Below are 5,044 nucleotides of genomic sequence, written 5' to 3' on the forward strand. Positions count from 1 at the left end.
AAATCCGCCACCGTACCCGCAGGCACCACAGCAGACGTGTCATTCCACTCAACAACAACCCGACGACGCTCCACGTCATCCAGCACATCAACCGCACCAAGCCGGAGCTCGGGGTCGGCGACGAGCTGTTCCATCAGCCGAGTCCAGCGAGTCACCAGTCGCTCGGCCGACTCCAGGTCGAACAGATCGACGGCCGTGATCACCGAGCCGTGCAGGCCGGCCGGCGCACCCGTGGCGTCGAAGAGCTCGCTCGCGCTCACCTCAAGGTCGACCTTGGCAGCAGCTGGGGCCGGCACGCCGGGAGCGTCGACACCGGTCGGCCCGCTCCCCGGTGCCGCCCCCTCCTCCATGGTGAGCATCACCTGGAAGAGCGGGTGGCGGGCCAGCGAACGAGTCGGCGCCAGCTCCTCGACCAGCTTCTCGAACGGTACGTCCTGGTGGGCGAACGCCTCCCAGCCGGTCTCCCGGACCCGTCCGAGTACCTCGCGGAACGTCGGGTCTCCCGACAGGTCCGTACGCAGAACCAGCGTGTTGACGAAGAAGCCGACGAGGTCGTCCAGTGCCACGTCGGTACGTCCGGCCACGGCCACACCGACCGGGATGTCGGTGCCGGCGCCGAGGCGGGAGAGCAGCACCGCCAGCGTGGCCTGGAGGACCATGAAGACGGTCGCGCCCTCGGCCTGTGCGAGTTCCACCATCCGAGCGTGCACGTCGGCCGGGACCGCCAGCGGCAGACTGCGGCCCTGGTGGCTCGGCACGGCCGGGCGGCCGTGGTCAAAGGGCAGTTCCAGCTCTTCCGGGATGTCGGCCAGCGCCTGCCGCCAGTAGGCGATCTGGCCGGCGGCCACGCTCTGCGGGTCGGCCGTGTCGCCGAGCAGCTCGCGCTGCCAGAGCGCGTAGTCGGCGTACTGCACCGGCAGCGGCTCCCACTCGGGAGCGTGGCCTGCGGAACGGGCCTCGTACGCCACGCGCACGTCCCGCGACAGCGGGCCCACGGACCAACCGTCACTGGCAATGTGGTGGACCACCACGACGAGGATGTGCTCCTCGTGGCCGGTGGAGAGCAGCGAAGCGCGTATCGGTGCTTCGGCGGACAGGTCGAAGGCGTATCCCTTGGCCGTGGCGATCGCGACGTCCAGGTCGGCGGGCGCCACCTCCTCCGTCGTGAGTTCCCACTGGAGCTCGTCGAGCTCGAGGATCTGCTGGTAGGGCTCGCCGTCTTCGACTCCGAAGACGGTGCGCAGCACCTCGTGGCGTCCGATGACGTCCCGCAGGGCCGCGTTCAGGGCAGCCCGGTCGAGGGAGCTCGACAGCCTCAGCACCATCGGGATGTTGTAGGTCGCGCCGGGGCCTTCGAGCTGGTCGATGAACCACAGACGACGCTGGGCGAATGACAAGGGAATCATCAGGACTCCTTCTGGTTGCGCATCGGCCGCAGCGCCGGCCTAGCTGACTCTTGTGTTCGAAGTTGCTTTGCAAGTCCTGCCACCGTCGGCGCCGCCAACAGCACCCTCAGTGGTACCTCCACACCCATCACTGCCCGGATCTGACTGATCAGCCGGACCGCCAGCAGTGAGTGCCCGCCCAACGCGAAGAAGTCGTCGTCCACGCCGACCGTCGGGAGTCCGAGTACTCGGGCGAACACGTCGCAGAGGGACTTCTCCTGCCGGTTCGAGGGCTTGCGGCCGGCGCTCGCCATGGCTGCGAAGTCCGGCGCCGGGAGGGCCTTGCGGTCGAGCTTCCCGTTCACCGAGAGCGGGAACGCCTCAAGCACCACGACCGCCGCCGGAACCATGTAGCCGGGCAGGTACGTTCCGACGAATTCGCGGATCCGGCCGGGAAGTTCCGCGCCTCCGTCGGCCACGACGTACGCCACGAGGCGCTTGTCTCCCGGGCGGTCCTCTCGGGCGAGTACCGCAGCCTGGGACACCTGCGGGTGGGCGGCCACCACCGTTTCGACCTCGCCGAGCTCGATGCGGAAACCGCGGATCTTCACCTGGTCGTCCGCCCGGCCCAGGTACTCCAGCCGTCCTTCCTGGTCCCAGCGCACCAGGTCACCCGTGCGGTACATCCGGTCGGCGGACTCGAAGGGACAGGCGACGAAACGCTCTGCCGTCAGCGCCGACCGTCCCAGATAGCCGCGCGCCAGGCTGGCGCCCGCAAGATACAGCTCGCCGACGATCCCCGCACCGACCGGACGGAGCGCACCGTCCAGCACGAAGGCGCGCGTGTTCGCGAGCGGCCGGCCCACCAGCGGCACCACGGTTTCCGCCGCTTCGACCCACAGCGTGTCCACGCTGGCCTCGGTCGGGCCGTACAGGTTGACGCACCGGGTGCCTTCGGCGGCCCGCGCCCGCTCCCACAGTGCCGTACCCGCGGCCTCGCCACCGAGCAGCAGCACCTTGGGACGGTGCACCGGGTCCTCCAGCAGGCCTTCCTCGACCAGCTGCTCGGCGTAGCTGGGGGTGACATCCAGGACCTCGATGCCGTTCTCCGCGATGTGCCGCACCAGCAGGGACGCGTCACGGCGCAGGTCGTCCGGGATCACGTGGAGCTCGTGACCGGCCGCCATCCACAGCAGCCCTTCCCACGAGGTGTCGAAGGACAGCGACGCCGTCAGCGCCACCCGCATACGCCGCCCGGCACGGGCGATCACACCCGCACGGTGGAATCCCGACAGGTTGCTCAGGCCCTCGTGCGGGATGACCACGCCCTTCGGACGGCCCGTCGAACCGGAGGTGTAGATCACGTATGCCGGGTGCCCGGGCAGGGACGCCGCCCACTCGCCCTCACCGCGCGGGTCCACCGGCAGGGCGGCAAGCGCCTGCTCGACTTCGGGTGCGTCCAGGGGCACCAGCCGGGCATCGCAGGACGACACCAGCTCCACCGTCGTCCCCTCGCACAGGACCACCACCGGCCGGGCGTCCTCCAGCATGTACGCGACACGGTCCGCCGGATACTCCGGATCCACCGGCATGTACGCCCCGCCGGCCTTCAGCACGGCCAGCAGTGCGACCACCACGCCGACCCCGCGCTCCATCGCTACGGCCACCACCGACTCCGGACCCACGCCCAGAGCCACCAGATGCCGGGCGAGCCTGTTCGCCCGCCCCTCCAGCTCCACGAACGACAGCTCCCCGTCCGCGGCTACAACAGCCCTCGCATCCGGAGTCAGTACCGCCTGGGCCGCGAACTGATCCGCGTACGTCGCAGTCCCGAAATCCGCCGCCGTGTCGTTCCACGCGGCCAGAACACGATGCCGCTCGTCCGCGTCCAACACGTCCACGGCGCCCAGCGGCACGTCCTCGCCGCCGTCCAGCGCCCGCTCCAACGCCGCCACCAGATTCCCGGTCGCGGTACTGAGCAGCAGACCCACAGCCCGCGGATCGATCGGCGCGACCGCGTCCACGGCCAGCCCCAGGTCCGTGCCGTCGTCGTCGACCGAGACCGACAACGGGAAGTTGTCGCGCTCCTGGCCGAACAGTGGCCTGATGCCGCCCGGCTCGGCGCCCGCGGCCCGCTCCGCGCCCGGCTCGGCGGTTCGGGCAAGGTTGTGCCGGTAGTTGAGCATCGAGGTGAACAGAGGTGTGCTGCCGGCCACTCCGCTGGCCTGCTGCGCCACCGCGAGCGGGGCGTGCTCGTGCTCCAACAGGTCTGCCAGCTGGTCACGCATGGCAGAAATCGCCTCCCGCGCACCGAGCACCCCGGTACGCACACGTACCGGCAGGGTGTTGATGAAGGGGCCCGGTACCCGGTGCGACCCTGCGCCGGCGTTCATCCGGCCGAACAGCACCGTGCCGAACACGACATCATCCCGGCCGCTCACGGCGGCCAGCAGCCGCGACCACGCCACATGCATCACAGTGGCCGGACTGGCTCCCAGCCGCCGTGCCACATCGCGCAGCCTCCCACTCACCTCGGCGGAGATCGGCGTGAAGACCCGACGCGAGTCTGCGCCGTTACCCCGCACATCGACCAGCCCGAACGGCGCCGTCGGCTCGGTCACATCACCCAGCAGCCCGGCGAAGTACCGCTCGTGCTCGGCACGTGCCGCCCCGCCCCGGGCCTGCGCCACGAAGTCGCGGAACGGCAGCGGGTCCGGCAACGTGTCGCCGCGCCCGGAGAGGAAGGCGTCGACCTCCTCGAAGACGATTTCCAGTGCGGTGTGGTCCTGCACCATGTGGTGCACCATCACCAGGGCCAGCCACTGATCACCCCCGGGGGCCGGCGCCGCCAGCATCCGGATCAGCGGGGCCTGCACGATGTCCATCGACAGGCCGCCGGCTGCGACCAGTTGCCGGACCGGGTCCGCGTCCTGTGGGTCCAGTGCCACTTCGGTCACCGGGAGGACCGCGTGGCGCCACACCACCTGGACCGGCTCCCGCAGCCCCTCCCACACGATGGAGGTGCGGAAGATGTCGTGCCGGTCGATGACCTGCTGCAAGGCTGCGGTGAATCCGTCGAGCCGCTCACGCGAGTCGAACTCCAGCACCGTCGGCAGGACGTAGGCGTCCTCACCGCCATCGGCCAGGAGGTGGTGGAACAGCAGACCCTCCTGGAGAGGAGCCAGGGGATAGATATCCGCGATGTCGGCTGCCCCGCCCTCGACGGTGGCAACGATCCGCTCGATCTCACCCGAGTCCAGATCCACCAGCGGGAGCATCCCCGGCGTGATCTCCACCGCATCCGCGGGGATCAGGTTCGGCGGGACCTCCACCCGTACCGGCCCCGCCGCCGTCGCGAGACCTGCCACCGTCGGGGACTGGAACAGCGCCCGCACCGACACCGACACCCCACGCAGACGCAACTGCTCCACGAGCTGAATCGCCATCAGCGAGTGGCCGCCGAGGGCGAAGAAGTCGTCATCGACACCCACGCTGTCGAGACCGAGAACCTGCGCAAAGACCGCACACAACACCTCTTCGCGTGCATTGGCCGGCCCACGACCGGACCCGGCGGTGTACTCCGGGACGGGCAGCGCCTTGCGGTCGAGCTTGCCGTTCACCGTCACCGGCAGAACATCCAGCACCACGACAGCCGAAGG

2 protein-coding genes are annotated in these 5,044 nt (G+C 69.9%); both read right to left on the reverse strand.

Features of this window, described 5'->3' with window-relative positions; translation table 11 throughout:
* Positions 1 to 1,406, reverse strand: a 1,406-nt coding sequence (locus ABZY31_RS31050; RefSeq protein WP_356417003.1) for a condensation domain-containing protein, incomplete at its 3' end; no start/stop codon positions are given.
* Positions 1,406 to 5,044: amino acid adenylation domain-containing protein (locus ABZY31_RS31055; RefSeq protein WP_356417005.1), on the reverse strand; the 3,639-nt coding region annotated here is incomplete at its 5' end. The genes ABZY31_RS31050 and ABZY31_RS31055, both read right to left, overlap by 1 nt.

This window comes from Streptomyces sp. NPDC006529 (assembly GCF_040611795.1).
GTDB lineage: Bacteria > Actinomycetota > Actinomycetes > Streptomycetales > Streptomycetaceae > Streptomyces.